This is a genomic window from Sphingosinicella microcystinivorans, from assembly GCF_003634215.1.
In the GTDB taxonomy this organism is placed as follows: Bacteria; Pseudomonadota; Alphaproteobacteria; order Sphingomonadales; family Sphingomonadaceae; genus Sphingosinicella; species Sphingosinicella microcystinivorans.
The window spans coordinates 431,591-458,197 of the sequence record NZ_RBWX01000008.1 but is presented as its reverse complement, the minus strand read 5'-3'; the positions used below and the strand labels follow the sequence as shown (position 1 = coordinate 458,197).

General features: G+C 65.3%; 32 protein-coding genes. 15 read left to right on the top strand and 17 right to left on the bottom strand.

Going from position 1 to position 26,607, the window contains the following annotated elements; genetic code table 11:
• Positions 1–13: 13 nt before the first annotated feature.
• On the bottom strand, positions 14–2,179 hold the full coding sequence (gene purL, locus DFR51_RS11185) for a phosphoribosylformylglycinamidine synthase subunit PurL (protein ID WP_420853136.1): 2,166 nt from the start codon (positions 2,177–2,179) through the stop codon (positions 14–16).
• A gap of 40 nt (positions 2,180–2,219) precedes the next feature.
• Positions 2,220–3,482, bottom strand: coding sequence for a DNA polymerase Y family protein (locus DFR51_RS11180; RefSeq protein WP_121051124.1), 1,263 nt, complete (start codon positions 3,480–3,482; stop codon positions 2,220–2,222).
• A 31-nt stretch (positions 3,483–3,513) separates the two neighbouring features.
• Here DFR51_RS11180 and DFR51_RS11175 point away from each other — a divergent pair, with 31 nt between their 5' ends.
• From DFR51_RS11175 to DFR51_RS11165, 3 genes are read left to right on the top strand one after another with little or no spacing between them, the layout of a single operon-like run.
• A complete protein-coding gene (locus tag DFR51_RS11175; protein ID WP_243445507.1) occupies positions 3,514–4,257 on the top strand; it encodes a queuosine precursor transporter in 744 nt (247 codons plus the stop codon).
• 24 nt (positions 4,258–4,281) lie between these two features.
• A complete protein-coding gene (locus DFR51_RS11170; RefSeq protein ID WP_121051120.1) occupies positions 4,282–4,785 on the top strand; it encodes a MarR family winged helix-turn-helix transcriptional regulator in 504 nt (167 codons plus the stop codon).
• Between the two features lie 43 nt (positions 4,786–4,828).
• The gene (locus tag DFR51_RS11165; RefSeq protein ID WP_243445506.1) at positions 4,829–5,848 is read left to right on the top strand and encodes a phosphotransferase family protein; all 1,020 of its coding nucleotides are present in this window, start codon (positions 4,829–4,831) and stop codon (positions 5,846–5,848) included.
• On the opposite strand, the gene DFR51_RS11160 is transcribed toward DFR51_RS11165, so the two are convergent.
• Genes DFR51_RS11160 through purS form a run of 3 tightly spaced genes read right to left on the bottom strand, consistent with a single transcriptional unit; the run spans position 5,842 to position 7,722 of the window.
• The gene (locus DFR51_RS11160; protein ID WP_121051118.1) at positions 5,842–6,825 is read right to left on the bottom strand and encodes a sulfotransferase; all 984 of its coding nucleotides are present in this window, start codon (positions 6,823–6,825) and stop codon (positions 5,842–5,844) included. The genes DFR51_RS11165 and DFR51_RS11160 overlap by 7 nt on opposite strands.
• The gene (purQ, locus tag DFR51_RS11155) at positions 6,822–7,490 is read right to left on the bottom strand and encodes a phosphoribosylformylglycinamidine synthase subunit PurQ (protein WP_121051116.1); all 669 of its coding nucleotides are present in this window, start codon (positions 7,488–7,490) and stop codon (positions 6,822–6,824) included. Before purQ ends, DFR51_RS11160 begins: the two co-directional genes overlap by 4 nt.
• A gap of 1 nt (position 7,491) precedes the next feature.
• Positions 7,492–7,722, bottom strand: a complete 231-nt coding sequence (gene purS, locus DFR51_RS11150) for a phosphoribosylformylglycinamidine synthase subunit PurS (protein ID WP_121051114.1) — start codon at positions 7,720–7,722, stop codon at positions 7,492–7,494.
• 134 nt (positions 7,723–7,856) lie between these two features.
• On the opposite strand from purS, the gene DFR51_RS19030 reads away from it, so the two are divergent.
• Together DFR51_RS19030 and DFR51_RS19025 are read left to right on the top strand one after the other, a co-directional pair.
• Positions 7,857–8,021 carry a hypothetical protein gene (locus tag DFR51_RS19030; RefSeq protein ID WP_160119055.1) on the top strand — a complete coding sequence of 55 codons (165 nt, stop codon included), beginning with the start codon at positions 7,857–7,859 and terminating at the stop codon, positions 8,019–8,021.
• On the top strand, positions 8,021–8,185 hold the full coding sequence (locus DFR51_RS19025) for a hypothetical protein (RefSeq protein WP_160119054.1): 165 nt from the start codon (positions 8,021–8,023) through the stop codon (positions 8,183–8,185). Before DFR51_RS19030 ends, DFR51_RS19025 begins: the two co-directional genes overlap by 1 nt.
• Positions 8,186–8,345: 160 nt before the next feature.
• On the opposite strand, the gene DFR51_RS11145 is transcribed toward DFR51_RS19025, so the two are convergent.
• The 3 genes from DFR51_RS11145 to DFR51_RS11135 form a co-directional block, all read right to left on the bottom strand.
• Positions 8,346–9,095 carry a PEP-CTERM sorting domain-containing protein gene (locus tag DFR51_RS11145; RefSeq protein WP_121051112.1) on the bottom strand — a complete coding sequence of 250 codons (750 nt, stop codon included), beginning with the start codon at positions 9,093–9,095 and terminating at the stop codon, positions 8,346–8,348.
• 122 nt (positions 9,096–9,217) lie between these two features.
• Positions 9,218–10,006, bottom strand: a complete 789-nt coding sequence (gene purC / locus DFR51_RS11140; protein WP_121051110.1) for a phosphoribosylaminoimidazolesuccinocarboxamide synthase — start codon at positions 10,004–10,006, stop codon at positions 9,218–9,220.
• Between the two features lie 144 nt (positions 10,007–10,150).
• Positions 10,151–11,293, bottom strand: a complete 1,143-nt coding sequence (locus tag DFR51_RS11135; RefSeq protein ID WP_160119053.1) for a DUF3667 domain-containing protein — start codon at positions 11,291–11,293, stop codon at positions 10,151–10,153.
• 156 nt (positions 11,294–11,449) lie between these two features.
• On the opposite strand from DFR51_RS11135, the gene DFR51_RS11130 reads away from it, so the two are divergent.
• From DFR51_RS11130 to DFR51_RS11115, 4 genes are read left to right on the top strand one after another with little or no spacing between them, the layout of a single operon-like run.
• The gene (locus tag DFR51_RS11130) at positions 11,450–11,773 is read left to right on the top strand and encodes a DUF1476 domain-containing protein (protein ID WP_121051106.1); all 324 of its coding nucleotides are present in this window, start codon (positions 11,450–11,452) and stop codon (positions 11,771–11,773) included.
• 10 nt (positions 11,774–11,783) lie between these two features.
• Entirely contained in the window at positions 11,784–12,017 is a 234-nt protein-coding gene (locus DFR51_RS11125) for a BolA family protein (protein ID WP_121051104.1), read from the top strand.
• A gap of 19 nt (positions 12,018–12,036) precedes the next feature.
• Positions 12,037–12,366: a Grx4 family monothiol glutaredoxin gene (gene grxD / locus DFR51_RS11120; protein ID WP_121051102.1), complete on the top strand. Its 330-nt coding sequence runs from the start codon at positions 12,037–12,039 to the stop codon at positions 12,364–12,366.
• Between the two features lie 35 nt (positions 12,367–12,401).
• A complete protein-coding gene (locus DFR51_RS11115; RefSeq protein ID WP_121051100.1) occupies positions 12,402–13,121 on the top strand; it encodes a DUF7847 domain-containing protein in 720 nt (239 codons plus the stop codon).
• On the opposite strand, the gene hemF is transcribed toward DFR51_RS11115, so the two are convergent.
• Both hemF and DFR51_RS11105 read right to left on the bottom strand, forming a co-directional pair.
• Positions 13,118–13,972 carry an oxygen-dependent coproporphyrinogen oxidase gene (gene hemF / locus DFR51_RS11110; RefSeq protein WP_121051098.1) on the bottom strand — a complete coding sequence of 285 codons (855 nt, stop codon included), beginning with the start codon at positions 13,970–13,972 and terminating at the stop codon, positions 13,118–13,120. The two genes, DFR51_RS11115 and hemF, sit on opposite strands and share 4 nt — an antisense overlap.
• The gene (locus DFR51_RS11105; RefSeq protein ID WP_121051096.1) at positions 13,969–14,418 is read right to left on the bottom strand and encodes a tRNA (cytidine(34)-2'-O)-methyltransferase; all 450 of its coding nucleotides are present in this window, start codon (positions 14,416–14,418) and stop codon (positions 13,969–13,971) included. The genes hemF and DFR51_RS11105 overlap by 4 nt, the downstream gene beginning before the upstream one ends.
• A gap of 158 nt (positions 14,419–14,576) precedes the next feature.
• Here DFR51_RS11105 and petA point away from each other — a divergent pair, with 158 nt between their 5' ends.
• Genes petA through DFR51_RS11080 form a run of 5 tightly spaced genes read left to right on the top strand, consistent with a single transcriptional unit; the run spans position 14,577 to position 18,701 of the window.
• A complete protein-coding gene (petA, locus tag DFR51_RS11100; RefSeq protein ID WP_121051094.1) occupies positions 14,577–15,140 on the top strand; it encodes a ubiquinol-cytochrome c reductase iron-sulfur subunit in 564 nt (187 codons plus the stop codon).
• Between the two features lie 6 nt (positions 15,141–15,146).
• The gene (locus tag DFR51_RS11095) at positions 15,147–16,436 is read left to right on the top strand and encodes a cytochrome b (protein ID WP_121051092.1); all 1,290 of its coding nucleotides are present in this window, start codon (positions 15,147–15,149) and stop codon (positions 16,434–16,436) included.
• Between the two features lie 13 nt (positions 16,437–16,449).
• Positions 16,450–17,283 (top strand): cytochrome c1, encoded by an 834-nt coding sequence (locus tag DFR51_RS11090; RefSeq protein WP_121051090.1) that lies wholly within the window; start codon positions 16,450–16,452, stop codon positions 17,281–17,283.
• Between the two features lie 15 nt (positions 17,284–17,298).
• Positions 17,299–18,165: an S-methyl-5'-thioadenosine phosphorylase gene (gene mtnP / locus DFR51_RS11085; protein WP_121051088.1), complete on the top strand. Its 867-nt coding sequence runs from the start codon at positions 17,299–17,301 to the stop codon at positions 18,163–18,165.
• Entirely contained in the window at positions 18,162–18,701 is a 540-nt protein-coding gene (locus DFR51_RS11080) for an adenine phosphoribosyltransferase (protein WP_121051086.1), read from the top strand. Before mtnP ends, DFR51_RS11080 begins: the two co-directional genes overlap by 4 nt.
• A gap of 4 nt (positions 18,702–18,705) precedes the next feature.
• Here DFR51_RS11080 and DFR51_RS11075 read toward each other — a convergent pair whose 3' ends face one another.
• From DFR51_RS11075 to DFR51_RS11050, 6 genes are all read right to left on the bottom strand, one after another.
• A complete protein-coding gene (locus DFR51_RS11075) occupies positions 18,706–19,152 on the bottom strand; it encodes a MaoC family dehydratase (RefSeq protein WP_121051577.1) in 447 nt (148 codons plus the stop codon).
• 56 nt (positions 19,153–19,208) lie between these two features.
• Positions 19,209–20,456: an alkaline phosphatase family protein gene (locus DFR51_RS11070; protein ID WP_121051575.1), complete on the bottom strand. Its 1,248-nt coding sequence runs from the start codon at positions 20,454–20,456 to the stop codon at positions 19,209–19,211.
• 38 nt (positions 20,457–20,494) lie between these two features.
• On the bottom strand, positions 20,495–21,595 hold the full coding sequence (gene ychF, locus DFR51_RS11065; protein WP_121051084.1) for a redox-regulated ATPase YchF: 1,101 nt from the start codon (positions 21,593–21,595) through the stop codon (positions 20,495–20,497).
• A gap of 4 nt (positions 21,596–21,599) precedes the next feature.
• On the bottom strand, positions 21,600–22,181 hold the full coding sequence (pth, locus tag DFR51_RS11060) for an aminoacyl-tRNA hydrolase (RefSeq protein ID WP_121051082.1): 582 nt from the start codon (positions 22,179–22,181) through the stop codon (positions 21,600–21,602).
• A 42-nt stretch (positions 22,182–22,223) separates the two neighbouring features.
• A complete protein-coding gene (locus tag DFR51_RS11055; RefSeq protein ID WP_121051080.1) occupies positions 22,224–22,847 on the bottom strand; it encodes a 50S ribosomal protein L25/general stress protein Ctc in 624 nt (207 codons plus the stop codon).
• A gap of 107 nt (positions 22,848–22,954) precedes the next feature.
• Complete coding sequence (locus tag DFR51_RS11050; RefSeq protein WP_121051078.1) at positions 22,955–23,878, bottom strand: TraB/GumN family protein; 924 nt, start codon at positions 23,876–23,878, stop codon at positions 22,955–22,957.
• A gap of 190 nt (positions 23,879–24,068) precedes the next feature.
• Between DFR51_RS11050 and DFR51_RS11045 the strand changes: the two genes are divergently transcribed.
• Positions 24,069–24,863 (top strand): PEP-CTERM sorting domain-containing protein, encoded by a 795-nt coding sequence (locus DFR51_RS11045; protein WP_121051076.1) that lies wholly within the window; start codon positions 24,069–24,071, stop codon positions 24,861–24,863.
• 57 nt (positions 24,864–24,920) lie between these two features.
• On the opposite strand, the gene DFR51_RS11040 is transcribed toward DFR51_RS11045, so the two are convergent.
• Positions 24,921–26,435, bottom strand: coding sequence for an AMP-binding protein (locus DFR51_RS11040; RefSeq protein ID WP_121051074.1), 1,515 nt, complete (start codon positions 26,433–26,435; stop codon positions 24,921–24,923).
• Between the last annotated feature and the right edge of the window lie 172 nt (positions 26,436–26,607).

Here is a 26,607-nt window from a genome sequence, read left to right as displayed (position 1 = left end):
CGTGATGCGCTGTTTAGACGGCGCTATCCCGCCCCATCAGCGTCGGGAAGAAGCCCTCATAAGCGTCGCGGAGTGCGGCGAGGCTGACGGAGGCGCTGCCCACGGTGACGGCGTCGCCGCCGGTCGTGCCAATGCGCTTCACCGGCACTGCCGTGCCGTCCAGCGTGTCTTCGGGTGCCGTGACGACGTAGAGGCCTTGATCTTCGCCGAAGGCCTCGGCGGTGGTGAGGGCGTCGAGCGTCGCGCCGGTGCCGCCTGCGAGCGCCATTTCGGCGATGGTGACGAGGAGGCCGCCGTCGGAGATGTCGTGGACGGCGGTTGCCTTGCCCTCTGCGATGAGCTTGCGGACGTATTCGCCTGCCTTGCGCTCGGCAGCGAGATCGACCGGGGGCGGCGGGCCGTCTTCGCGGCCGTGGATTTCGCGGAGCCAGATCGACTGGCCGAGGTGGCCTTCAGCGCGCGTGCCGACGAGCCAGATCGGCTCGCCTGCGGCCTTGAAGGCGATGGTGGCACTTTTTGTGTAGTCCTTCAGCAGGCCGACGCCGCCGATGGCGGGGGTGGGGAGGATGCCGACGCCGTTCGTCTCGTTGTAGAGGCTGACGTTGCCCGAGACGACGGGGAAGTCGAGCGCCTTCGACGCCGCGCCCATGCCGGAGACGCAGCCGACGAACTGGCCCATGATCTCGGGGCGCTGCGGGTTGCCGAAGTTGAGGCAGTTGGTGATGGCGAGCGGCGTCGCGCCCACTGCCGAGAGGTTGCGGTAGGCTTCGGCGACCGCCTGCTTGCCGCCCTCGAACGGGTCCGCGAAGCAGTAACGCGGGGTGCAGTCCGTCGTGATGGCGAGGCCCTTCTGCGTGCCGTGGACGCGCACGACCGCCGAATCGCCGCCCGGGCGCTGCACGGTGTCGGCGCCGACCATGTGGTCGTACTGCTCCCACACCCAGCGGCGGCTGGCGATGTCCGGCGAGCCGACGAGCGTCATGAGATCGGCGGTGAGGTCGGCGCTTTCGGGCACGTCAGCGAGCGGTGCGCGCTTCGGCGTTTCGACGTGCGGGCGGTCGTAGAGCGGCGCCTTGTCCGCAAGGGGCGCGAGCGGGATGTCGGCGGCGGTTTCGCCCTTGAACGTGAGGACGAGGCGGCCGGTTTCCGTCACCGTGCCGATCACGGCGAAATCGAGCTCCCACTTGCGGAAGATCGCTTCGGCCTCGGCCTCGCGGCCCGGCTTCAGGATCATCAGCATGCGCTCCTGGCTTTCGGAGAGCATCATCTCATAGGGCACCATGCCGGTTTCGCGGCAGGGCACGGCGTCGAGGTTGAGCTCGAGGCCGACGCCGCCCTTCGAGGCCATCTCGACCGACGAGGAGGTGAGGCCCGCGGCGCCCATGTCCTGAATCGCGACGATCGCGTCCGACGCCATGAGTTCGAGGCAGGCTTCGATGAGGAGCTTTTCGGTGAAGGGGTCGCCGACCTGAACGGTGGGGCGCTTCTCTTCCGAATCGTCCGTGAATTCGGCCGACGCCATCGTGGCGCCGTGGATGCCGTCGCGGCCGGTCTTGGAGCCGACGTAGACCACCGGATTGCCGATGCCCGCGGCGGCCGAATAGAAGATCTTGTCGGTCTTCGCGACGCCCACCGTCATGGCGTTCACAAGGATGTTGCCGTTGTAGGCCGGGTGGAAGTTCACCTCGCCGCCCACGGTGGGCACGCCCACGCAGTTGCCGTAGCCGCCGATGCCGTGGACGACGCCCGCGACGAGGTGGCGCGTCTTCGCGTGATCGGGCGCGCCGAAGCGCAGCGCGTTCATGTTCGCCACAGGCCGCGCGCCCATCGTGAACACGTCGCGCAGGATGCCGCCGACGCCCGTCGCCGCGCCCTGATACGGCTCGATGAACGAGGGGTGGTTGTGGCTTTCCATCTTGAAGATGGCGGCGTCGCCGTCGCCGATGTCGATGATGCCCGCGTTCTCGCCAGGGCCGCAGATCACCCACGGCGCCTCGGTGGGCAGCGTCTTCAGGTGGATGCGGCTCGATTTGTAGGAGCAGTGCTCCGACCACATCACCGAGAAGATGCCAAGCTCGGTGCGGTTGGGCGTGCGGCCCATCGCAGCGAGGATGGTTTCGTACTCGTCTGGCGTCAGGCCGTGTTCGGCGACGATCTCGGGCGTGATGATATCGGTCATGGCCGCGCTCATAGCGAGGCGGCGCGCGCGGTTCCAGCGCCTATTCGTGGAACTCCGCCATGTCGGGGATGCGGTGGAAGGCGATCTTCGCGCCGACCTGGTCGATGCGGCCACCGATCAGCGGCCCGAGCGTGACGGCGTTGCGGCCGAACTTCGCGTTCGCCTTGTCCATCGCCTCGCTGAGGCGGAGGCCGCGCGCCTCGCGGGCGAGCGCGTGGTCGATATCGTCGCGATCGAAGAGGGCGCCCTGTTCGTGGCCGGCGGGCGCGATCTCTGCGAGCGTGACGCCGACCATGCGGATGCGCTGCTTCTGCGCCGCGAGGCGGGGCCAGAGCGCTTCGAGCGTGCGCAGGAAGCTGAAACTGTCCTGCGTCATCGGCAGGCGCTGGTGCGCGCCGAACTTGCCGTCGTCCTCGAGCCGGGCGTGGAGCAGCAGGCTGCGCGCGGCATAGCCTTCGCGGCGGAGGCGGCTCGCGGCCTTCAGGCACAGGCGGCGCGCCGTGGCGAGCGCGGCGACGGGGTCGCGCTTCGCGGGCGAGAGCACCTGGCTGTGGCCGATCGAGCGGTGCTGGGTCTCGACGTCGGGCACCTCGTGGCCGGTGAGTGTCCACCACAGCCGGTCGCCGTTCACCGCGCCCCATGCCTCTCCGGCGCGCTTCGGGCCGCGCGCGATGAGGTCGCGGATCGTGAGCACGCCCTTTATGGCGAGGCGCCGTTCCATCTTGCGGCCGATGCCGGGGATGTCGGTGAGTTTGAGGGCGTAGAGCCGCTCCGGCAGCTCGTGCGCCTCGATAACAGTAAGGCCGTCGGGCTTCTGCATGTCGCAGGCGATCTTGGCGACGAGGCGCGTCGGCGCGACGCCGATCGAGCATTTGAGATATTCGCCGACGTTCGCGGCGATGCCCGCCTTGATGCGCCGCGCGAGATCGCGGACGAACGCCGGGTCGTTCTCATTGTCCATCAGGCGGCAGGCGACCTCGTCGATCGAGCAGACCTTTGTGACGGGGATGTGCCGGTCCACCTCCGCGACGATGCGGTTATGGTATTCCACATAGGCGCTGTGGCGCGCGGGGGTGACGATGAGGTCGCGGCAAAGGCGCTTCGCTTCCCAGATCGGCGTGCCGGTGCGGATGCCGAAGGCCTTTGCTTCATAGCTCGCGGCGATGGCGCTTGTCGTGTCCGTATCCACCGGCGCGACGACGACGGGCTTACCGCGCAGTGCCGGCTGCAACTGCTGCTCGACACTGGCGAAATAGCTGTTCAGATCGAGAAACAGCCAGCGGAGCAGCGAATCGGGGCGCATGAGCGGGAGTGTAGCGCATGGAGAACAAACTGTGAACAGCGCGCATACGCCCCGCGCCGTGGAGGCGGAGTCGCTGCACGGGCGGCCGCTGCGCTACTTCGATTTCGTGATGGCGGCGTTCGTCACCATCCTTCTGCTGTCGAACGTGCTCGGCGCGGGGAAGGTGGCGGTGGTCGACCTCCCCGGCATCGGCGACTGGCCGTTCGGCGCGGGCATATTGTTCTTCCCCGTGGGCTACGTGCTCGGCGACGTGCTCACGGAGGTTTACGGCTACGCGCGGGCGCGGCGCTGCATCTGGGCGGGGTTCGCCGCGCTCATTTTCATGGCGTTCATGGCATGGGTGGTGGTGGCGCTGCCGCCCGCCGCCGATTGGACCGGACAGGCGAGCTATGAGGCGGTGTTCGGGCAGGTGCCGCGCATCGTCTTCGCCAGCATCGTCGCCTTCTGGGCGGGCGAGTTCACCAACTCCTACGTGATGGCAAAGATGAAGGTGTGGACGGGGGGCAAGCACCTGTGGACGCGCACGATCGGCAGCACTGTGGCGGGGCAGGGCGTCGACAGCCTGATCTTCTATCCGCTCGCTTTCCTCGGCGCGGCGGGCTGGACGAACGACCTTGTGCTGAAGGTGCTCATCACGCAGTGGGTGCTGAAAGTAAGCTGGGAAGCGATCCTGACGCCCGTAACCTATGCGGTGGTCGGCTTCCTGAAGCGGCGCGAAGGTCTCGACGTCTACGACCGCAAGACCGATTTCACGCCCTTCAAGGCGAGCGTGTAGCACCGGCACAGGGAGAGTTTTACGGTGTCGAAACCCAAGGTCACGCGTCAGCCCGCAGCGTATTACAGGCTGCCGGAGAACAGCATCGGCTATCTTTCGCGCGTGATGTTCCGCTCGTTTTCGCGCGCGCTCGAGCGGCGCACGCTGGAGCATGGCGTCTCCGCGGGGCAGTGGCGCTTCCTGCGCCAGCTCTGGCTTGAGGACGGCATTACGCAGCGCGAACTCAGCGCGCGCGTCGGGATGCGTGAGCCGACCACGGTGGTTGCGCTGAAAAGCCTTGAGGCGGCAGGGCTGGTGCGGCGCGAGAAGTGCAAGATCGATCGCCGCAAGATCTATATTCACCTCACGGACCATGCGAAGGCGCTTGAAGACGTTCTCGTGCCGATGAACGCGGAGGTGCATGATCTCGCGACGGCGGGGCTATCCGACGCGGAGGTGGATGCGCTGCAATCGCTGCTGCGCCGTGTGATCGCCAATCTGGCCGAGGAAGCGAAGGACGCGCCGACGTTGAGCGACGTGAGAGCTTAGCGCCGAAGCTTCGCGAAAACGTGTGAAAGGACGCCTCTGCGCCGTGCAAGACGAAACCGTTATCGAACACCTGCGCGCCTGCGGACTTGTCGCCCGCGGGGAGGTGCCCCGTATGACGCCGCTCTCGGGCGGCGTATCGTGCGACGTGTGGCGCGTCGATACCGCGGCGGGGCCGATCGCCGTGAAGCGTGCGCTGCCCAAACTGCGCGTGCAGGCGGACTGGTTCGCGCCCGTCGAGCGCGCCGAGAGCGAGGTGCGCTGGCTGCGGCGCGTCGGCGCGTTCGCACCCGGAATCGTCCCCACGATCGTCGCCGAAGTGCCCGAAGAGCATCTGTTCGCGATGCGCTTTCTGGAGCCGGCGCAGCACCCGGTCTGGAAGGACGAACTCATCGCCGGGCGTGTCGATCCGGGCTTCGCCGCGAAGGTCGGCGAAGCGCTCGTCGGCATTCATGCCGCGACCGCAAACGACCCCGCGATCGCGGCCGATTTCGATACGGGCGCGATGTTTCATGCGCTGCGCGTCGAGCCCTTCCTGCTCCATGTCGCACAGCACGATGCGGGGGTCGCGCCGCGTCTCAGGGCGCTCGCGGCCGATCTCGAAGCGCGGCATGTCGCGCTCGTCCACGGCGATGTCAGCCCTAAGAACATCCTCGCCGGTCCCGGTGGCCCCGTGTTTCTGGATGCCGAATGCGCGGTGTATGGCGATCCGGCATTCGACCTTGCGTTCTGCACCACGCATCTTCTGCTGAAGGCGGTGTGGCTGAGGCCGCACGCGGTGGCGCTGACGGCGTCCGCCACGCAAATGGCGCAGGCCTATCGTGCGGGCATCGCCTGGGAGGATGCTGATGCGCTGATGCGGCGCGCAGGGGCGCTCACGGCGGCGCTGCTGCTGGCGCGCGTCGACGGCAAGTCACCCGCGCCGTATCTGACGGACGAGCCGGACCGCACCGAGATTCGCACGCGCGCGAAGCGCCTGCTCACGGGGGCGGACGCAGATCTGTATGCAGGCTTGGAAACGCTGATCGCGGGTTGGCCGGGCAGCCGTCCGAGCGGCGTTCAGTAGCCGAAGAGCTTGCCGACGCTGGAACCCGCAACGATCGCACCGACGGTTTCCTGCGCCTCGGCGTTCAGTTCCTGCCGCCATTTCGCGGCGGACTTTGCCGGGTTCTGGTTGAGGCTGAAATAGCGGTCGCCGGTGCCATCGAAGCCGCGCAGACGATCGAAATAGGCCTGCACCTGCGTCGGGCGGTCCAGCCCCGCCCAGTCGAACATCGACGCGGCCTCGGGGTCGAGGTTCGCCGCGAGCCGGTCGTAGACGAGCGTGTAGACGTTGGGGAGCTCGGCGATCTCGCTGTGGACCCACTCATTCGTGATGAGCCAATCCCACGCCAGCTTCTCGATATCCGTCATCGCATCGGCGCGTGCCTTGTCGAGCCCGGCGGCGCGGGCGGGCGGCAGCGCCAGCACATCCGAATAGAGCGTCGCCGCGCCCATCTTGCCGAGCTCGGCGCCGCGCAGCTTCGAGGACACGACGCCGCAGGGGTGGCGCACGATGTAGATGAACTTCACGCCCGGGAGCGCGCGCGCGAACACGGGGAGGCGCGGGATCGAATCGACCGACTTCATGACGAGGTACGGCGTTTCGCCCGCGTTCGTGAGATCGGGCACCTGAAGGTTGCGGCTGCGGCCCACGGCGGGGAGCACGGCATCGACCGCGCGCAGTGCGCGGACGATCGCGGCGCGCGCCTGATCGGCGATGCCGCTGCGGTAGCTTTTGGGAAATAGCGTCGGCGTGTGGACGCTGCGCAGCGAGCGGTTGTGGGCCAGCCGCTCGAAGTAGTCACGTGTGATCCGGTCGATATCGGCCGGAAGATCGCCGTAGGGCACGAACGGAAGCCGCGGTTCCTTCTCGATGACGTCCGGCTCGTGAAGGTAGAGCGTCCGGGGATGCGAATCGAACAGCGAGCCGACCCAGGTCGTGCCCGATCGGGGGCTGCCGAAAATCATCAGCGGGCCTGCCATGTCGCCCGCCGTGTTCACGCGTCGACGAACGCCTGCACGAGGCCTTCGAACAGGCGGCGGCCGTCTGTGCCGCCCTGCGCTGCCTCGATGGCGCGTTCCGGGTGCGGCATCATGCCGAGCACGTTGCCGGATTCGTTGACGATGCCCGCGATGCGGCGCTGCGCCCCATTCACGTCCTCGGCGTAGCGGAAGACCACGCGGCCCTCGCCCTCGATCCGGTCGAGCGTGGCGCCATCGGCGAAATAATTTCCGTCGTGGTGCGCGACCGGAATGCGGATCGTCTCGCCCACCTTGTAGGCCGACGTGAACGCCGTCTGCGTGTTCTCGACCGTCAAAGGCACGTCGCGGCAGACGAAATCGAGCCCGGCGTTGCGCATCAGCGCGCCCGGCAGCAGCCCCGTTTCGGTAAGCACCTGGAAACCGTTGCAGACGCCGAGCACGAAGCGGCCCTGCTCGGCGGCACGCTTCACCGCGGCCATGATCGGCGACTGCGCCGAAATCGCGCCGGTGCGCAGATAGTCGCCGTAGGAAAAGCCGCCGGGAAGCGCGATCACGTCCACGTCGGGCAGCACGGTCTCGCGGTGCCAGACCATCGCGGGCGCCCGCCCCGTCACCTCGCGGAGCGCGACCGCCATGTCACGGTCGCAGTTGCTGCCGGGGAAGACGATGACCGCGCTCTTCATCTCAGGCGATCTCGATCCGGTAGTTCTCGATCACGGTGTTGGCGAGCAGCTTGCGGCACATCTCCTCGATGCGCGCCTCGCTTGTGCCATCTGCCAGTTCGAGCTCGATGAACTTGCCCTGCCGCACGTCCTGCGCCTCGTCGAACCCGAGGGATTCGAGTGCGTGGCAGATGGCCTTGCCCTGCGGATCGAGGACGCCGTTTTTCAGCGTGACATAGACTTTGGCTTTCATGGCGCGCCTTATGGCGTTCCCCGCGCCGCGCCGCAACGCCCAAATGGGCCTCGAAAGCGCGGACATGAGGGTTTTGTTAAGCCTGAGCGCCTATGGTTACGGCTGGGTCATTCTCAGTTCGGGGTCTGGGGCACGTGGACTATCTCGCCATTGCCTTGTTCGTGCTGCTGTTCGCGACCGCCGAGAAGTTTGTCGGCGGCTATATCTTTCCGTGGCTGACGCACGATCAGGAAGTACAGCTCGCGCTTGTCGCGTCGTTCCTGTTCGGCATCATTTCCGCCTGGCGAAAGGACGGCTGATGGGCCTTCTCGCCGCCGCCATGTTCGTGGCGCTGTTCGTCTATTACGAGGACATCCTCGGCCAGATGCGCGGCTCGAACCTGCACATCGCGCTGTTCTGCGCGTTCCTGTTCGGAATCATCTGCGGATATCAGGTCAAGAAGAAGCGCGCCAAACGCCGCTGAACGCCTGAACGGGCCGAGATGCCGCCCAAGCCGGGCTGCAAACGGCGGCTTTCCGCGCTTCCGGTGCTCACGGACACAAAGTCCGCTGCGCGCCGGTTCTCGAAATCCAACATTTTCGCCTCGCCCTGGACGGCATCTCGACCCGTTCAGGGATAGTCCGTCAGCCTTTGATTTTGCGCCGGCGCGTCAGGGCGAGACCGGCGAGGCCGAGGCCGAACAATGCAAGCGCCGCCGGTTCAGGAACGTCGACCGGCAGATCGAGCGAGCTCACGCGCAGTTGCATGCCGTTAAAGGGCGCTGTCCCTATGCCGTTGTAGTACCATGTGTCGCCGACGGTGCCGGAGGCGTCCTGCGCTCCGATCGTGAGGTTCGCGGGCAGTGCGCCAAGCGGACCATAGGTAAACGTAATGTCCTCTACGCCGTTGATGCCGATCCAGACCTGGAAGGAATAGGCTTCGGGGCTGCCGAACCCGTGCACGCCATCCCAATCGCTGACGAGCCAGGTGTCTACGCCGTCCGTCAGCGTTCCAATGCGGAAGGCGCCGCCCAGGCTAAAATCAAGATCGGTCCAAAAAGGAGCCAGGATATTCCTGGGAGCGGACGCGCCAGGCAGGGCGGTGTTGATAGAGGCACTGTCCGCCCCGGTAGCACCGCCCACCTTCAGATAGCCGTTGCTGGATATCCCCACGCTGCCCCATGTTTCTCCTCCAAAGACGAACGAGGAGGTCGTGAAATTGACGATGGTCTCGTCGCCCATGCCCGCGACGGGGGCGATGCCGAAAATTGAAAGAGGCAGATAGCCGCCAGCGGGGCTGTCGCCAGGTGCAATGGAAATGCTCGGTATGGCCAATGCCGGAGACGCGGACAGTAAGACAGACGCCACTGGTGCCAGAATTCTGGATGCGTTCATTTCGAGACCCCTTCCCTGTTACGGGAAGATCCATGCAAGAAAGAGGCCACTGGATTAAGTCAATGACTTAGCCGAAGCGCTGCCGAAAAGTGTAAAAAAACGGCAGACAGGCCGGAGGCCCCTCAGCTGTCTTTCTTGCCCCTCGCCTTGCGGTGCTCGTCGAGGTCGAGGACCGTTGAGACCGAGCCTTCGGGGAGCAGGCCGAAGCGGCGCGCGACCTCCTGATAGGCTTCCACTTCGCCGCCGAGATCGCGGCGGAAGCGGTCCTTGTCCAGCTTCTCGTTCGTGGTGCTGTCCCACAGGCGGCAGCCATCCGGGCTGATCTCGTCGGCAAGGATGATGCGGCTGTAATCGCCATCCCAGAGCCGGCCGAACTCCAGCTTGAAATCGATGAGGCGGATGCCGACGCCCGCGAACAGGCCGCACATGAAGTCGTTGATGCGGATCGCCATGTCGGCGACGTCGTGCATCTCTTCCTGCGTCGCCCAGCCGAAGCAGGCGATATGCTCGTCGGTGATCATCGGATCGCCGAGCGCATCGTCCTTGTAATAATATTCAAGGATCGTACGCGGCAGCGGCGTGCCTTCCTCAATGCCGAGGCGCTTCGAAATCGAGCCGGCAGCAACGTTGCGCACCACCACCTCGACCGGAATGATCTCCACCTGCCGCACGAGCTGCTCCCGCATGTTGAGGCGGCGGATGAAGTGCGTGGGGATGCCGATCTGTCCGAGCAGCGTGAAGATATGCTCGGAAATGCGGTTGTTGAGGACGCCCTTGCCGTTGATCGTGCCCTTCTTCTGGGCGTTGAAGGCGGTCGCGTCGTCCTTGAAATACTGGATGATGGTGCCGGGTTCCGGCCCTTCATAAAGGATCTTGGCCTTGCCTTCGTAGATCTGGCGGCGGCGGGACATCGGCGGACCTTCTCGATTCGGAGTTCTGAAAAAAGCACCGCCCCGGTTCGCACCGGTGCTGGCGCGCGCCCGAGGCGGAGAAACACACCACCCGCCATAGCGGAAGCCTGCGGGGCTGACAATGGAAGCGGTCGGGCGGCGTCCTCAGGCCGCGCCGAGCGCCATGACGACAAGCATGAACAGCACGAGGACCACGATCGCGAAGATCGACAGGAGAAGCGTCCGTGCGAGCGCGCCGCCGACGCTGAGGCCGTACGCCCCCTTCAGCTGCACGAATATGTGGATGGGCGGCACGAACATGCTGATCGCCATGGCATTCGGGAAGCTGATGAGGCCGATACGCGCCAGCAGCACCGCGAACACGAACAGAAGCGACATGAACGACAGCGAATAGAGCGTGAAGACGGCGTGATCGTAGAGATGTGTGTTTCGCCGGAACGGGAAGAGCAGCCACACGAAGGGCAGCGACAGCGGCACCAGCAGGAACGAGAACTTATACGCGGACTGCTGCATCTTGTAGAACAGCAGCTCGGGATTCTTGAGCGCCTTCCTGAGCTTCGCGTTGAGCCCGGGGTTGCCGGTATCGACTTTCATGTCCGTGTCGGCGGCCTTCGCGAGCGCTTCGCGCCAGTCCGGGGGCTGCGGCGCGTCGGGATTCTCCGGGTCTCGCGGCACGACACCCATCGTTCCAAGCGTCGCCTTCATGATGCCGATCTCGGTGCGCAGTTCGTTGATCTGGCCTTTGAGTTCAGCGGCTTCGCCGGGGACAGGCTCCGGCTTTGCCCTTGCCGCGGCCAGCTTCGCCTCGAGCGCTTTCAATCTTTCGGTTTCGGAGACGAGCTCCTGCTGCGCCGCCTCGACGCTCTTGGGATCGAGCTGCACCGCGTCCGCGAAATTGACATTGGGCCCGCCGACCATGGCGAAGGTGAAATACATCACGAACACGGTGAACAGGAACATGGAGAAGGGCGCGACATAGCGGGCGCGCTTCCCCTCCACATAGTCGCGGGTCAGCGTGCCGGGGCGCAGCGCCAGCATCGGCAGTGTCCGCCAGCCCTTGCTGTCGAAGTGCAGGACGCCGTGAATGATGTCGTGAAAAATGTGCCCGATCGAACGCGGCAGGTGGGCGCTTTGCCCGCATTCGTGGCAATAATGGCCGATGATGGCGGTTTCGCAGTTGGGGCAGATCGTCTGCACCTCGCCCGCTTTTGCGTCCTGTTTGTCCAGCGCCGCCGCCACCAAGCCGCCCGCCGCCAGCGTGCCCGCCGCATCGATCTCGCTGCTCATTGCGTCCCGCCCCGCCTGTCCGAATATCCGCCCGCCAAGTTTCGGCGCAAAAGCTGCGACGATCAAGCGTGCTGCTTGCAGTTGAACCGGGTGCGGTGCCTCTCTATCTAAGCCCCGATAACCGGCTTGCCAGCCAAGGAAGGACATACGCCCGTCATGACCAATTTCAACGACCGCGAAAAGGCTTTCGAGAATCGCTTCGCGCGCGATGCCGAGCTGCAGTTCAAGGTCACGGCGCGGCGCAACCGTCTGCTCGGCAACTGGGCTGCGGAAAAGCTCGGGCTGAACACCGCGGAGGCGGATGCCTATTCACGCGAGGTGGTGGCTGCCGACTTCGAGGAAGCCGGTGATGACGACGTGTTCCGCAAGGTCTACGGCGACCTGACTGCCAAGGGCGTAGAGGTCACCGAGCACGAAGTGCGCCGCGCGATGGAGGAAAAACTCGTCGAGGCGCGCCGCCAATTCATCGAGGAAGTCTGAGGGCCGCGCCATGCCGATGGACGCAGGCGCGATTGAAGACATGATCCGGGCGGCGCTGCCCGATGCGGTCGTGGAGATCACCGACCTTGCCGGCGACGGCGATCATTATGCGGCGCGCGTGGTTTCGGAGGCGTTCCGGGGCCTGCCGCGCGTCCGCCAACACCAGATGGTCTATGCGGCGCTTGGCGGCCGCATGGGCGGCGAACTGCACGCCTTGCAGCTGACCACCGAGGTTCCGGCCTGAGCCGGACGAGGAGCAAGACATGACCGATATCAACACCCGAATCGCCGAGAAGGTGAACGGCAGCGACGTCGTGCTGTTCATGAAGGGCACGCCGCTGTTCCCGCAGTGCGGCTTTTCGAGCCGCGCCGTTGCGATCCTCGAGCACCTTGGCGTCGAATACGACAGCGCGGACGTGCTGCAGGATGCCGAGCTTAGGCAGGGCATCAAGGCGTTCAGCGACTGGCCGACAATCCCGCAGCTCTATGTGAAGGGCGAGTTCGTGGGCGGCAGCGACATCATGATGGAAATGTTCGAATCGGGCGAGCTGCACGATCTGCTCGTCCAAAAGGGCGTTCCGCACGCCGCCTGAACCGGCGTTCGTTTTCAAAATTGGGGGAGTGACGCGTGGCGCTAGCGATCGGCAAGGCCTGGACCGACACGATCGCTGACGTGCAGCGCCGCTTCGGCGAATTCGCGCTGCCGGCCGCAGCCTTCGTATTCATGCCCTCCCTGCTGATCGCGCGCTTCGCCGACGAAAAGGCGCTCGGCGAGCAGAATGCGCAGCTCGCGCAGGCGGTGGGCGGGCTCATCGGCGTGATCGGGCAGGCAGCCATCGTGCTGCTCGTGCTGTTTCCCAATATCGATGCCGGATCGGCGATTCGCCGCGCCGTGGGGCTGACACCGCGCATCATCGTGGCGAGCCTTGCTGTCGTCGTCGTCTTCATGCCGGTCGGCGTCCTCTATCTGGCGGGCGCGCAGCAGGCATCGGTGGCCACGAGCACGCTTCTGCTGCTCCTCACGGCGATTGCCGTCTATTTCGCGCTCCGCCTGTCGCTGCTCGCAGCGATCATCGCGGCCGAGAATGCCCGTGCCGGCGAGGCGCTGCGCCGCAGCTGGGCGATGACGGCCGGGAGTGTCGGGCGTATTTTCGCGATCTTCGCGGTGTTCGTGCTGATCTTCGCGATCCTGAGCGGGCTCGTCGGCGCGATCGGGATGGCCGCCACGGGCGGTACGCCGGACGACCCGTCCTTCCTCACCGAGCTTCTGATCTCCATCGTTGGCGCCGTGTTCAGCGTCTTCGTCTCGGTGCTGTCCGCCAACATCTACCGCCAGCTGGCGGCCTAGCTCCAGGTTGCAACCGGCGGCAGGCTCATCAGGATCGCGTCGATGTTGCCGCCGGTCTTGAGCCCGAACAGCGTTCCCCGGTCGTAGACGAGGTTGAATTCCGTATAGAGGCCCCGGTAGGCGAGCTGGCGGGCGCGGTCTTCCGCCGTCCAGTCTTCATGCATGTGGCGGCGGACAAGCTCCGGGTAGATGCCGAGGAACGTTTCGCCGACGTCGCGGGTGAAGGCGAAGTCCGCGTCCCAGTCCCCGCTCGCGAGCTGGTCGTAGAAGATCCCGCCCTGCCCGCGCGCCACGTTCCGGTGCTTGATGAAGAAATACTCGTCGCACCACGCCTTGAAGCGCGCGAAATATTCGGGGTCGTGGCGGTCGCAGCTGGCCTTGAAGGCGGCGTGCCAGTCGGCGGTGTCCGCCTCCACGGGAATCGGCGGATTGAGGTCAGCGCCGCCGCCGAACCACGCTTTCGTCGTTACGAGATAGCGCGTGTTCATGTGAACGGCGGGCACATGCGGGTTCACCATGTGCGCGACGAGGCTGATGCCTGTGGCAAAAAAGCGCGGGTCTTCGGCAGCGCCGGGGATCGTTTTCGCGAACTCGGGATCGAACGCGCCGTGAACGGTGGAGATGTTGACCCCGACCTTCTCGAACACGCGACCCTTCATCACCGACATCGTGCCGCCGCCGCCGGGCGCGCCCGTATGATCGGCGCGGTCCCAGGTCCTGCGTTCGAATCGGCCGGGCGCGGCATCGCCGCCGAGATCGTCCTCAAGCGCTTCGAAAGCTGCGCAGATGCGGTCGCGAAGGGTTCGGAACCAGTCGGCGGCGGCAGTCTGGCGGGCGTCGAAAGTCGTCATTTGGGAGAGAATCCTGTCTGTCTGAGGGCCTCGCCCGCCACCATCGCGGCGGCAAGCGCGACGTTCAGCGAGCGGAGACCCGGCTTCATCGGGATACGGACACGAAGCGCGGCGGCATCATGCACGAAATCGGGGGCGCCGACCGATTCCTGCCCCACCACCAGCACATCGTCCGGCAAATAGGCGGCATCCGTGTAGGGCACCGAGGCCTTGGTGGTCAGCAGCACGCGTCGGCCGGGCACGCCATCCTGAAACGCGGCCCAATCGGCATGGATATGGATTTCCGCCTGCTCGAAATAGTCCATCGCACTGCGGCGAAGCGCCTCACGTCCGAGCGGAAAGCCACACGGACGGATGATATCCACAGCAAGGCCGAGACACGCGCCCATCCGCACCAGCGTGCCGACGTTGGGCGGCAGATCGGGCTGGAAAAGGGCGATGCGCATGGCGCCTTGCGCTAGCCCAGCCATGCCTCGACAGCAATGCGCCAATTTTGACCATTGCGGCCAAGGGCCATCGGCGGCTATCAGGCGCCCAAGCATCGAACCTAAGGGGGCGTTCGGGCGGAGCATGCCCGAATATCTCCCGCGCGCGGGGTTAGTGAATGACGACAGTCGAAGACACCACCGGTCATCCGATCACCGATGAAGGCGTGCGCCGCCGCGACTTCATCCATGTCGCAACCGGCGCCTTTGTGGGCGTCGGCGCAGCGGCGGCCGCCTGGCCGCTCGTGGACCAGATGAATCCGTCCGCCGACGTGCTGGCGCTCGCCTCGATCGAGGTCGATCTCGCACCGGTCGCGGCAGGGCAGGCGATCAAGCTCAACTGGCGCGGCAAGCCCGTGTTCGTGCGCAACCTGACGCCCGCCGAGATCGCCGAGGCGAACAAGGTGCCGATTTCGGACCTGCGCGATCCGCAGACGCTCGCGGAGCGTACCAAGGAAGGCAAAGCGAACTGGCTGATCACGCTCGGCGTCTGCACCCACCTCGGCTGCGTGCCGCTCGGCGCTGCGGAAGGCGAGAATCGCGGCGACTACGGCGGCTACTTCTGCCCCTGCCACGGTTCGCACTACGACACCGCGGCGCGCATCCGCAAAGGCCCGGCACCGAAGAATCTCGAAGTGCCTGAGTACGCCTTCACGTCCGACACGCGCGTTCAGATTGGATAACCAGCGATGAGCTTTCCCTGGGCAAACCACTATCAGCCGAAGCACCCGTTCATGCAGTGGCTGGATTCGCGCCTGCCGCTGCCGCGCCTCGTCTACAACAGCGTGGGCGCCGGCTATCCGGTTCCGCGCAACATCAACTACTGGTGGAACTTCGGCGTTCTCTCGGGCCTCGCGCTCTTGATCCAGATCGTCACTGGCATCGTGCTCGCCATGCATTTCGGCGCGAACACGCTCGTCGCTTTCGATTCGGTCGAGCACATCATGCGCGACGTGAACTACGGCTGGCTGCTCCGCTACGCGCACGCCAACGGGGCGAGCTTCTTCTTCATCGTGGTCTACATCCACATCTTCCGCGGGCTCTACTACGGCAGCTACAAGGCGCCGCGCGAGCTCGTGTGGATGCTTGGCGTCGTGATCCTGCTGCTCATGATGGCCACGGGTTTCATGGGCTACGTGCTGCCGTGGGGCCAGATGAGCTTCTGGGGCGCGACCGTGATCACCAACCTGTTCTCGGCCATTCCGGTGGTCGGCGACAAGATCGTGACGCTGCTGCTCGGCGGTTTCGCGGTCGATAACGCCACGCTCAACCGCTTCTTCAGCCTGCACTACCTGCTGCCGTTCGTGATCGCGGGTGTCGTCATCCTGAAGATCTGGTCGCTGCACATCCCGGGTTCGAACAACCCGACCGGCATCGACGTGAAGGGCCCGGCGGACACGCTGCCGTTCCACCCCTATTTCACGACGAAGGATCTGTTCGGCGCGGGCGTCTACCTGATCCTCTTCTCGGTGTTCGTGTTCTTCCTGCCGAACTATCTCGGCCACCCGGACAACTACATCCCGGCGAACCCGATCTCGACCCCGGCGCACATCGTTCCGGAATGGTACTTCTGGCCGTTCTACGCGATCCTGCGCGCCTTCACGGTGGACTTCATCCTGCCGGCGAAGCTGTGGGGCGTGCTCGCGATGTTCGCGGCGATCCTGCTGCTGTTCTTCCTGCCGTGGCTCGATGGTTCGAACGTGAAGTCGAATCGCTTCAAGCCGGTTTCGAAGCAGCTCTTCTGGGTGCTGATGCTCGATCTGTTCATTCTCGGCCTGTGCGGCGGCAAGCCTGCCGAAGAGCCGTGGGTGCGGATCAGCCAGATCGCTTCGATGTACTACTTCGCGCACTTCCTCATCATCCTGCCGATCGTCTCGCGCATCGAGCGGCCGCTCCCGCTGCCCAACTCGATCGCCGAAGCCGTGCTCGGCAAATCTGAACCCGCGCCCGCCACGGCGGCGGCGCAGCCGGCCGAATAAGGGACACGACGTCATGGTTCGTCTTTTCGGAATCGCCATCGGCGCCGTTTTCTGCGTGGTCCTGCTGTTCGCGGCGCTCTCGCCCCGCGAAGCGACGGAAGTCGATCCGACGCTTGCGTTCCACAAGCACCCCAAGCAGGTGCACTGGTCATGGGACGGCCCGATCGGGCTCGGCGTGTTCGGCGGCTACGACCGCGTTCAGCTGCAGCGCGGCTTCCAGGTCTACAAGGAGGTCTGCTCGGCCTGCCACAGCCTGAACCGCGTCGCGTTCCGCAACCTCACCGAGATCGGCTTCTCCGAAGCCGAAGTGAAGGCGATCGCCAAGAACTGGGTGCACGAGGTCCCGACGATCAATCAAGAGACCGGCGAAGCGGCGACCCGTCCAGCGATCCTGTCGGACAAGATGCCGCTCGTCTATGCGAACGAGATCGCCGCGCGCGCCGCGAACAACAATGCGCTGCCGCCCGATCTCTCGCTGATCACCAAGGCGCGTGCCGACGGCTCGAACTACGTCTACTCGCTGATCAGCGGTTTCGAGGATGCGCCGGCAGACTTCCCGGCGGACCGTCGCCCCGAAGCGCCGCTCCACTACAACCCGTATTTCCACAGCCTCGCAATCGCGATGGCACCGCCGCTCAGCGCGGGCCAGGTGACCTATGCGGAAGGCCAGCCGGAAGCGACCGTCGACCAGATGTCGCAGGACGTTGCGGCGTTCCTCACCTGGGCGGCCGAGCCGAAGATGGAATCGCGCAAGCGGGCGGGTCTTGGCGTCATCGTCTTCCTGCTGATCCTCACCAGCCTTGCCTACATGAGCAAGCGCAGGGTCTGGGCGGCGATCAAGCACTAGGCCCGGCACCGGGCGATGGGGGGCAAGCTCGGCATCATCGGCGGCAGCGGGCTCTATGCCCTGGGCTCGCTCACCGATGTCGTCTGGCGCGCGGTCGATACGCCCTTCGGCGCGCCGTCCGATGAATTGCTGTTCGGGCGGCTCGGGCAGGTGGATCTCGTCTTCCTGCCCCGCCACGGACGCGGCCACCGGCTGACGCCGTCGGAGGTTCCCTACCGCGCGAACATCGCCGCGCTGAAAGCGGCGGGTTGCACGCACGTGCTGTCGCTCTCGGCCTGTGGGTCGTTCAAGGAAGCGCTCAGCCCCGGCACCTTCGTGCTCGTCGACCAGTTCGTGGACCGGACGCGCGGCCGCGTGAAATCGTTCTTCGGAAACGGCATCGTCGCGCATGTCAGCCTCGCCGATCCCGTCTGCGGCCCGCTCGGGGCGCGCGTCGCGGAAGCCGCGAAGGCGCTCGGTATCCCGTTCGTTTCAGGTGGCACCTACCTCGCGATGGAAGGTCCGCAGTTCTCCACGCGCGCCGAATCGCGCGCTTACGTGGCGGCGGGTTTTGACGTGATCGGCATGACCAACATGCCCGAGGCCGCGCTCGCTCGCGAGGCGGAGCTTTGCTACGCGAGCGTCGCGATGGTGACGGATTACGACAGCTGGCGCCCGGCCGAGGAAGGCGCGAACGTCGCCGACATTCTCGACGTGATGCATGGCAACAGTGCCAACGCGCGCGCGCTCGTCGCGGCGGTTGCGGCAGCGTGGGTACCGTCTGCGGCCTGTCCGCAGGGCTGCGACCATGCGCTCGACCACGCCATCATCACCGATCCGGCGCTGTGGCCGCCGCCGGTCGTGGAGACGCTGCGCGGCGTGGCGGGGCGTGTGCTCAAATGAGCGACCGGAACGCCGACCTTCGCGCGCTCGTCCGCACGATTCCCGATCACCCCAAGCCAGGAATCCTGTTTCGCGACATCACCACGCTGCTGCTCGATCCAGTGGGCTTCGCGGCCACGATCGACCGGATGGCAGAGGCGGTGGCGGGACCTTTCGATCTCATCGCCGGTATCGAGGCGCGCGGCTTCGTGTTCGCCGCCGCGCTCGCGCCACGGCTAGGCGCGGGCGTGCTGCTCATCCGCAAGCGTAACAAGCTCCCCGGCACGGTGATCGGCGTCAATTACGCGCTCGAATACGGCGAGGACCGGGTGGAGATGCACGCAGATGCCTGCGCGCCCGGCGCGCGCGTGCTGCTCGTCGATGATCTGATCGCCACGGGCGGGACGGCCATCGCCGGCGCCGAACTCATCCGCCGCGCGGGAGGTGTCGTGACGCAGGCGGCGTTCGCGATCGATCTGCCCGACCTTGGCGGCGCGGATCGGCTACGCGCTGCGGGTGTGGAGCCCGTAACGCTGATGGCGTTCGAAGGGCACTAGGCCCTTACGCGGGCCGGCGCCGCACCAGGCCGATCGACTTCATCGTCATCACCGGCTCGTCGTTCTGATTAAATACCGTAATGTCGCTGTGCACCGATCCGATGTCAGGCTTGCTGCGCGAAGGGCGAACCTCGGTGACCACCGTTTCAACGCGCAGCGTGTCGCCGGGATAAACCGGCTTCAGCCAGCGGATCTGGTCGACGCCCGGCGAGCCGAGCCCGGCGTGACCGCCGACGGTGAGGTTTTCCACCATCATGCGCATCGTCATAGCGCAAGTATGCCAACCGCTTGCGGAGAGGCGGCCGAAGTAGGTTTTCGCGGCGGCCGCGTCGTCGAGATGGAAGGCTTGCGGATCGAACTTCGAGGCGAAGCCGATCACCTCCTCACGCGTTACCGGATAGTGACCGAAGGCTGCGTGATCACCGACATTCATGTCTTCGAGATACTTCACGGCATCGGTCATAACGCGCAGGTCCTTCAGGCAAATTCACATTTTTCGAGGGGGCGTCAGTTCGCCGCCCGAAGCAATGGGTTGAGCGTTTCGGCGCGGCCATCGACGTTCGAGACCGGCGCGATACCGACGAGGCGGGCGAGCAGCGGATAAACGTCGACATTGTCGAACACCGGAAGCGCGGCGCCGCTCGCGATCGCGGGGCCGGCCGCGATAAACACTGCCGCCATGTCGGGCTCCGCGGGATCGTAGCCGTGCATGCCCTTCAGAATATGTTCGCGGTCACGTGCCTGGATCGCCCAGCCGCGCGCCGCGAGGCAGAGGAATTCGGGGACGCGCGGGTTCTTGCCGTAGGCGAAGTGGGCGGGCAGCGCGCTCTTCCGCCAGCACTGCATATGCTCGTGCGGCGCGAGCAGGGTTGCGGCCACCTCGGCGTCCTTGCCGGGCAGGGCATTGACGCCGGAAAGCGGTCCCTCGGTAACGATCATTCCGACATCGGGCGCGATCATGCGGTCGATGCGGATGACGCGATCGTCGGCGGTGGCGCCCATGCCGTGATCGGAGACGAGGAGAATGTTCGCCGACTGCCCGATCACCTTCAGCCCAGAGATGAGTTCGCCGATCAGCCGGTCGACCTCGGCGAAGGCTGCGGTGGTTTCCGGCGCGTCGGGGCCGAGCTCGTGGCCCACGGTGTCCACCGTGTCGAAATAGAGCGTGACGAACCGCGGGCGTATCGCGGCGGGGCGGCGCATCCAGTCGAGCACGGTGTTGATGCGCTGCGTGCCGCTGACCGCCTTGTCGTAGCGCAGCCAGTCCTGCGGGCGCGCGCCGTGGATGGCGACTTCGGAGCCGGGCCAGAACATCGTACCTGTGCGGATGCCTGCCTTCTCGGCGGTCACCCAGATCGGCTCGGCCTCATCCCACCAGAACGGGTCGAGTGATTGCCGCGGATCGCCGAGTGTGAAGCGCACGTCGGGGCGGCGCGCGTCGATCATCGTGTTGTCGACGATGCCGTGGCGATCGGGGCGCAGCCCGGTGACGAGGCTGTGGTGGTTCGGGAAGGTGAGAGACGGGAACGAGGGGCGCATCGACGCTTTCACGCCGGATGCGGCAAGCGCGTTGATGTTGGGCGAAACACCACGGTCCAGATAATCGGGCCGCAGCCCGTCAATCGAGATGAGGATGGTGACGGGCGCGCGCGCTTCGGCGGCGACCTCCGCGACAGGGCGCGATGTGCCCGCGCAGGCGGACAGCGCGAGGATCGAAAGCGCGGCGAACAGGGTGCGGAGGTGATTGTACATCATGCCCATCTGCCTGCGTGATCCTCGTGACCGGCGGATGACTACACGTTGAAGCGGAAGTGGAGGACGTCTCCGTCCTTCACCAGATACTCCTTGCCTTCCAGGCGTAGTTTCCCGGCTTCCTTTGCGCCGTGCTCGCCGCCCAGGCTCACGAAGTCATCGTAGGCGATGGTTTCGGCGCGGATGAAGCCCTTTTCGAAATCGGTGTGGATGACCCCGGCGGCATTCGGGGCGGTGGCGCCTTTTTCCACCGTCCACGCCCGGGCCTCCTTGGGGCCGACCGTGAAGAAGGTGATGAGGTGCAGGAGGTCGTATCCGGCGCGGATCACGCGCGCGAGGCCGGTTTCGGTGAGGCCGAGGTCGGCGAGGAAGTCGGGACGGTCGGTCGGGTCCATCTGGCTGATTTCCGCCTCGATGGCCGCGGAAATGACGACGCTCGCGGCGCCTTCCGCTTTCGCCTTCGCGGCGACCTTTTCGGAGAGCGCGTTGCCGGTTGCGGCTTCGCCTTCGCCGACGTTGCAGACATAGAGCACGGGCTTCGCGGTGAGGAGCTGCGCCTGCGCGAGCACGCGGGCCTCTTCCTCGTCCTTCGCTTCGACCATGCGCGCGGGCTTGCCCTCTTTCAGAACATCGAGCGCGCGGCCGAGCACGGCGCCCGCGACCTTCGCTTCCTTGTCGCCGCCCTGCCCCTTCTTGACGAGCGCGGGCACGCGGCGCTCAAGGCTCTCGATGTCGGAGAGCATCAGCTCGGTCTCGACAGTCTCGGCGTCGGCGATCGGGTCGACGCGGCCATCGACGTGGGTGATGTCGCCGTTCTCGAAGCAGCGCAGCACGTGGACGATGGCGTCCACCTCGCGGATGTTGCCGAGGAACTGGTTGCCGAGGCCTTCGCCCTTCGAGGCGCCGCGCACGAGGCCCGCGATGTCGACGAAGGCGAGTTGCGTTTCGATGACCTTCTGCGAGCCGGCGATCTCGGCGAGCTTGTAAAGGCGGGGGTCGGGAACCGGAACCTGGCCCACGTTGGGCTCGATCGTGCAGAACGGGAAGTTCGCCGCGGCGGCGGCGGCCGTTTCGGTCAGCGCATTGAACAATGTCGATTTGCCGACGTTGGGCAGGCCCACGATACCGCACTTGAAACCCATCAGATCAGGCCTTTCCGTTCGTTTGCATGGCAAGCGCCACGTCGTTCATGAAGCGCGCGTCGTCGCCTTCCGCAAGCCACCTTGCCTCGCGCGCGATGGCGCCAAGGAGGTCGGCGAGCGGTTCCATTTCCGTCTTCGCATAGTTGCCGAGCACATGGCCCGTCACTCGCGCCTTTTCGCCCGGGTGGCCGATGCCGATACGGACGCGGCGAAAATCCTCGCCGATGTGCGCGGCGATCGAGCGGATGCCGTTGTGGCCCGCCGCACCGCCACCCGTTTTCACCTTCACCTTCATGGGCGCAAGATCGAGCTCGTCGTAGAACACCGTCACGTCGCCCGTGGACAGTTTGTAGAAGCGGAGCGCTTCGCCGACGCTGCGGCCGCTGTCGTTCATGAAGGTTTGCGGCTTCAGCAGCAGCACGCGCGCGTTGCCGATGCGGCCGTCCGCGATCAGCCCCTTGAACTTCTTCGTCCACGGGCCGAAGCGATGGACATCGGCGATGGTATCGGCAGCCATGAAGCCGACGTTGTGCCGGTGAAGCGCATACTCGCTCCCCGGATTGCCGAGGCCGACGAACAGCTGCATCGCGTTTAGAAACGCCCGGCGCGAAGGCCGGGCGTTCTAAGATCAGGCGGCTTCGCCTTCGCCCTCGGCGGCGGATTCGGCATCTTCGCTCGAGCGCAGCGCCGACGGCGCGACGATGGTGGCGACGGTGAAGTCGCGGTCGTCGATCACCGGCTTCAGCTTTGCCGAGAGATTGAAGGCGGAGATGTGCAGCGATTCGCCCACATCGAGACCCTTCAGCGACGCCACGATCTCGTCCGGGATCGCATCGGCCGGGCAGACCAGCTCGACTTCGTGGCGGACGATGTTGAGAACGCCGCCGCGCTTGATGCCGGGCGATTCTTCTTCGTCGGTGAAGCGCACCGGAACGGCGACCGTAACGCGCGCGTCTTTCGACAGGCGCAGGAAGTCGACGTGGATCGGACGATCCGTGACCGGGTGGAACTGTACGTCACGCGGCAGCGTGCGCTCCGTCTTGCCGCCGACTTCCAGCTCCACCACGGAGCTGAGGAAGTGACCGGTCTGGAGCAGCTTCACAAGGGCTTTCGCCTCGACGTGGACCTGCACGGGTTCCTTCTTGTTGCCGTAAATCACGGCGGGTACGCGGCCTTCGCGACGGATTGCACGGGAGGCTCCCTTGCCTGCCCGGTCGCGCGCTTCAGCCGCGAGCTTCAGCGCTTCACTCATGTGTATTTCTCCATTTTCTCGATCCCCGCGGCCGCCTCCAGGGATGACCAGCCGCTCGGGAAGCGGTGCCCCTACACGCCGAAGCGCGGAAATGCAAGGGATTCGGCTTAGTTCAGCCGCTCGACCTTGAGGCCCTTCGCCTCCAGCATCGATTGCACGCTGTCCTTGCCCGCAAGGTGCCCGCTGCCGACGGCGATGAATACGGTGCCCGGCGTGGTTTCGAGGCGCTTCTCGATCCAGTTTGCCCAGTTGAGATTGCGGTCGGTGAGCAGCCGCTTGGCGAGGCCGGGGGAATCGCGCGTGTCGTCCTCAAGCAGCGCGGCGACCGCGTCGACATCGCCCGCCTGCCAGCTCTTCACGGCGTTTTTGATGACGGTGTCGATCTCATCGATGTCGTCGAGGGAGTTGACGAGGAGCGCGCGCTGTTCGGCCTCCGGCAGCGTATCGAAGAAGCCGAGCTGCTCGGTCATCGTCTCCAGCGCCTCGATCCGCTTGCGCTGCGCAGTGGCGCGCGCGGACAGCTGATATTCGACGCCGCCCTCGATACCGTAGCCGAGCTTCTGGATGCGCGCGGTGGAGAGCGACATGCTGGCAAGCCAGGTTTCCATCGCATCAAGCGCCTGTGGCGGAACACCCGCGTGCGTGATGGCGGCGGCAAGCTCGTCGCGCTCGTCGGCCGGAACGCGCTCGGCGAGCGGCGGCAGGCCGGGCGTGTAGCCCATCTTGAGGATGATCGGTGTCGTTACCTTCGGATCGGTGGTGCCGAGCACCTCGAGTACGAGCGTATCGGCGGCATCGAACGCCTTCGCGATCGGCGGCACAAGCCACTCGGTGCCTTCGGGCAGCATGTGGATCGTGCCGAACAGATAGATCGTCGTGTCGGCGTCCTTCACCGCCCACAGCGCCGGACCTTTCGCGACAGAAGCGCCAGCGGATGCCGGCGGGGCTTCCTCCTGTGCTTTTCCTGGGGACTGCGCCGTGCAGGCGATGAGCATGAAGGCGCCGAGCGCCGCTTTCAATCGCGATATCATGAGGGGAACATAGTGATGCGGTCGGGGCTCTGCCAGAACCGTCGGAATTTCTTACAGAATCAAAATAATTTTCAAAAAGGATTATTATTTTCTCTTTGAAAATATAGGAAAGCCAGCCTTGGCATCGATCCTGCATTCACTGCCCAAAGAGGGCGCGTGCTGGTTCGCGTCCGCTGGAAGGGGACGAAAAATGCGCTTGAAATTATTGGCCTGTGCGTCGGCGCTGCTGACAACACCGGCAATCGCTGCCCCTGTCGACCTCACGGGGTGGCAGGCTGACGTACTCGACGATGTGGCCGGGAATGCAAACTGGGCTGTGCAGCCCGGAAACGATTCAGTGTTGCAGACCGTGAACGGGCTGCCGACGATCTTCTTCAAGGACGGTGCCAGCGCGCAGGGCCTTGCGCTCTCCGGCTCGATCAAGGTCACGACGACGGGTGACGACGATTATGTCGGCTTCGTGCTCGGCTACAGCGACGGCGAAATCAATTCGTTGAGTGCCAATTTCATCCTGATCGACTGGAAACAGGCGGATCAGTTCTCCGGCAATATGGCGTACGAGGGGCTGTCCATCTCCCACGTTTCCGGAAACGCGGCCGCAGCGTCCGAATACGATTTCTGGGGCCACGAAGGCGTCGTGAACGAACTGAAGCGGGGGACGACGCTCGGCTCCACCGGTTGGGACGACAATGCCGAATATACGTTCGATCTGATCTTCCTGCCGGACCTCATTCAGGTGAAGGTGGGCGGCGTTCTGGAGCTGAGCCTGACGGCTGCCGAAGCTGGGCTTGCCGCGTTCGACAACGGGTCGTTCGGATTCTACAATTACAGCCAGAGCTTCGTGCTTTATGCGGGCATCACGGAAGATGTCGCGCCGGATCCCGATCCCGAACCGCCGGTCGTCGATGTGCCGGAACCCGGAATGATGGGCCTGTTCGGGCTCGGCCTTCTCGGTGTGGGCCTGCGGCGCCGTCGTCGCGGCTGAGCATGGACTGAATGGCCTCGGGGGCGTCCGGTGCGGCGCCCCCGTTTCCTTTGCGCGTCATTGTTTCCGTGCGTAACGGTCCTTGAGCAGGCGCTTGTAGAGCTTGCCCGTGTCATGACGCGGCAGCTCAGCCTCGAAATCGACCGAGCGCGGGCATTTGACATGGCTGAGGTGCGCGCGGGTGAAGGCGATGAGCTCGGCTTCCAGGTCCGGCCCCGCATCTGCCCAGTCGCGCGGCTGCACGACTGCCTTCACCTCCTCGCCCATCTCCTCGTGGGGCACGCCGAATACGGCGACGTCCGACACCTTGGGATGCATGACGAGCACATTCTCGGCTTCCTGCGGATAGACGTTCACGCCGCCGGTGATGATCATGTAGGCGGCGCGGTCGGTAAGGAAGAGATAGCCGTCCTCGTCGAGATAGCCGATGTCGCCGAAGGTGGCGCCGTGTTCCTTGTGCTGGACGCTTTTCGTCTTCTCGGGATCGTTGTGATAGGCGAACTCGCCGCCGCCCGCGAAGTAGATGCGGCCCTCGCGCCCCGGCGGCAGCACATTGTCGTCCTCGTCGAGAATGCGAATCTCGCCGAGGAGCGAACGGCCCACCGTTCCCGGCTTCTTCAGCCATTCCTGCGGACCGACGGCGCAGAAGCCGGCGCTTTCGGTGGAGGCGTAATATTCGTAGATCGTCTCGCCCCACCAGTCGATCATGCGGCGTTTGACCTCCACGGGACAGGGCGCGGCTGCATGGATCGCGATCCTGAGGCTGGAGAGGTCGTAGCGCGCGCGGGTCTCATCAGGCAGCTTCAGCATCCGCACGAACATCGTCGGCACGAGCTGCGTGTGCGTGACGCGGTATTGTTCGACAAGCGCGAGATAGCGCTCCGGATCGAACTTCTTCATCACGACGAGCGTGCCGCCCGCGCGGTGCACCGACATTGAATAGCGCAGCGGTGCCGCGTGATAGAGGGGGGCGGGCGACAGATAGATCATGTTCTCGTCGAAACGGTAGATCATCTTCGTCAGCACGAAGAGCGGGCTCTCCTCGTCGATAGGGCCTTCGGAAAGCGGCCCGATTACGCCCTTGGGGCGGCCGGTGGTGCCCGAGGAATAGAGCATGTCGCGGCCCTGCGATTCGTCGGCGATGCGCGTATCCGGCATTGCGGCGACGGCAGCGCCGAAGTCTTCGAAGCCGGGAATCGCGCCGCCGACGGAAAAGCGCGGACCGGGCACTGCCAGCTGCGCCGCGATGTCGGCGAGGCCGGGGCTCGCAAGCAGCATCTTCGCTGCGGAATCTGCGAGGATATACTGTGCCTCATCCAGCGTGAGCTTGGTCGACATCGCTGTGAAGACGATGCCGGAGCGCTGCGCGCCCCAGCAGATCGGGATGAACTCCAGACAGTTTTCCATCATCAGCGCGATCACGTCGCCGCGCTTCAGACCGTGCGCGCGGATCAGCTGTGCGACCCGGTTCGAAAGCGCCTCGAGCGCTCTGTAGGTGAGCGTTTCGCCGGTTTCGGCGATGACGATCGCGGTCTTGTCTGGGGTCTTATCGGCAAAAACATACGGGTGCATTGTGGTTCCGGTCCTCCCACGCGGAGGCTATCAAAAGCTGTTGCATAAAGACACGCTGGCGGCTTCGTCAGGTATGGGGCGATTGACGACGGCAGGGCTTGGCCCTATCCGCCACAAGGCGTTTTGAAGCGCCAGGGAGGCGGTATCGTGCGGCGTTCCGATGGGCCCGAGT